Origin of the sequence: Gemmatimonas sp., assembly GCF_036405635.1 — a bacterium.
GTDB lineage: Bacteria > Gemmatimonadota > Gemmatimonadetes > Gemmatimonadales > Gemmatimonadaceae > Gemmatimonas.
The window spans coordinates 1-2,366 of the sequence record NZ_DASWXE010000054.1; the positions used below are offsets into that span (position 1 = coordinate 1).

Genomic DNA, 2,366 nt, shown 5'->3' on the forward strand with positions numbered 1-2,366 from the left:
ACCGATGTTGTACGTGGTCTGGCCGAGAATGGGATCGACCGGCAGCGGCAGGTCGCGCAGCCGCGGCAACAGCTCGAGGAGTGGATCGAGGGCACTGCTGCCAAGGTGGGCATAGGCCGAATGGGCTTCCCGGCCGCGCACCCGCACGATCACGCGCTGGGCGCCCTTGCACCCCGAGGCCAGCTTGCTCTCGGTGGGTTCGCCATTCACCAGCCACTTGCTGGTGGGCTCAAGCCGATTGGCGGCCCGGGCACCGGGCGAGCCCTTCTCCTCACCGACCACAAACAGGAGATCCACACGTTCTTCGCCGGCATCGGCCAAGCGCTGGGCGGCGATCATCATCGCGGCCGCGATCCCCTTGGCGTCGGACGAGCCGCGGCCATAGAGCCGGCTGCCGTCGAGACGCGGCGCCACAAACGGCGGCACGGTGTCGAGGTGCGTGGAGAGCGTCACCCCACCGCCGCGGCGGGAGGCCCAGACGTTGGAGCGTCCCGGCTCCACTTCCTGGAGGGTGACGTTCCAACTGCGCTCCACGAGCCAGTTGGCAGTGAACTCCACCACTTCGCGTTCGCGACCGGTGGTGGAGTCGATGGACAGCATCTGGGAGGCGAGCGCCACGACGTCTGACATGGGGTCCAAGATACTCAGGATTGCCCATTTCTGAGATAGTGCCGCAAGCCGAATTTCCTGGCTTGGTGCGGCAGTGGCCGTACCCGGGGCGGGACTCGAACCCGCACGCCCCTTTCGGGGCACAAGATTTTAAGTCTCGCGTGTCTACCGATTTCACCACCCGGGTGTGCTCGGCCAGCGGGAAGGGTACGACCGCTCACCCGGGAAAGCAAAGCGGGCGGCGGCCCAACTAGGCGACGGCGAGCTCCTTTTCGTCCGCCCAGCGCTCACGCGACTCGAGCACGGCACCGAAGCTGTCGGCGAAGGCTTCGGCCACCGCCGGATCGAAGTGTGTTCCGCACTCCCGCCGGATGAAGGCGAAAGCCTCGTCGGTGGACCAGGCCCGCTTGTACGGCCGATCGCTGGTCAGCGCATCGAAGACATCGGCCACGGCCACCACCCGGGCCACGTGCGGGATCTCGTCGCCGCTCAGGCGGTTGGGGTAGCCAGTGCCATCCCACTTTTCGTGGTGATTCAACGCGATGATACCGGCCATCTGCAGCATACCCGTGGCGTGCTCACCGATGATACGAGCGCCGATGACCGTATGCTGCTCCATGATCGTGCGCTCGACCTGTGTCAGCGCCCCGGCCTTCTGCAGGATGGCGTCCGGGATGCCGATCTTGCCGATGTCGTGCATGGGTGCCGCGTGCAGCAGATCATCTGCGGCGGCGTTCGTGTAACCCAGCGCCGCGCCGACGATGCGTGCGTAGTGACTCATCCGCACCACATGCATGCCAGTCTCGGAATCCTTGAACTCGGCCGCCTTGCCGAGGCACTGCACGATCTGCAGACGGGTTTCTCGTACTTCGGTCGCCTGTACGAGTGACAAGTGTGTGCGCACCCGCGCTCGCACGATGTGCGGATTGAACGGCTTGCTGATGTAGTCGACGGCGCCCAGCTCGAGACCGTGCTGTTCATCGGCCGCTTCGGTCAGTCCGGTCACGAACACCACGGGAATGGCGCTGGAACAGGCATCACTCTTGAGCGCGCGACACACCTCATAGCCTGACATGCCCGGCATGACGATGTCGAGCAGAATCAGGTCGGGGTGTTCCTGGGCCGCGAGATCGAGTGCCTGTTGTCCACTGCGCGCAAACAGCAGCCGGTATTCCTCCTGCAGCGTATTGCGCAGGATGTGCAGGTTGGTGGGCTCGTCGTCCACCAACAACAAGGTGCGACGCGGATCCTGAAGGCGCTTGGCCAGTGTGGGCATCAGGCGGTCACCGCGTCGACGGGTTCGGTGGCCGCTTCTGCTGCTTCCAACAATTGCTCCACTACCGTACGCGCCGTTTCGAAATCGAAGAGATCCAGCGCTGATCGCAACGCCGCCGCTTCGGACGCGGCGCCATGCGTCTCGAGTCCGGCTGCCACGCGTTCGGCCAGCACGTCATCGAGCTCGTTGTGGGCCAGGGTTGCGCGGAGCTGCGTGAGGTCGCTCGTGATGTGTACTGGCAGCGTGCCGTCGAGTGTGTCGTTCACCGACTGAGTCTCCGTGGCGTCAGCGAAGAGCGCACGGTTGGCGCGCAGCAACGCGGCCGACAACGCGCCGAGCTGGCGGCGTGCTTCCTCGAGGTTTCGCACGCGAACCGCCTGCTCCACCGCCAGGGCGGCGGAGGTCACGGCGATCAGTCCGAGATTGGCTGCGGCGCCGCGAATGCCGTGGGCGCTCTGCTGCACTTCCGACCAGTCGATGA

At 65.5% G+C, this 2,366-nt stretch carries 3 protein-coding genes and 1 tRNA gene; all 4 read right to left on the reverse strand.

All coding sequences use genetic code 11. The features are described from left to right. Positions 1-630, reverse strand: a 630-nt coding sequence (locus VGE27_RS03675) for a M20/M25/M40 family metallo-hydrolase (protein ID WP_331048283.1), incomplete at its 3' end; no start/stop codon positions are given. An 80-nt stretch (positions 631-710) separates the two neighbouring features. Then, positions 711-796, reverse strand: a tRNA-Leu gene (locus VGE27_RS03680). A gap of 63 nt (positions 797-859) precedes the next feature. Further along, on the reverse strand, positions 860-1,885 hold the full coding sequence (locus VGE27_RS03685; protein ID WP_331048284.1) for a response regulator: 1,026 nt from the start codon (positions 1,883-1,885) through the stop codon (positions 860-862). Further along, a partial coding sequence (locus tag VGE27_RS03690) for an Hpt domain-containing protein (RefSeq protein ID WP_331048285.1) occupies positions 1,885-2,366 on the reverse strand: 482 nt, incomplete at its 5' end. The genes VGE27_RS03690 and VGE27_RS03685, both read right to left, overlap by 1 nt.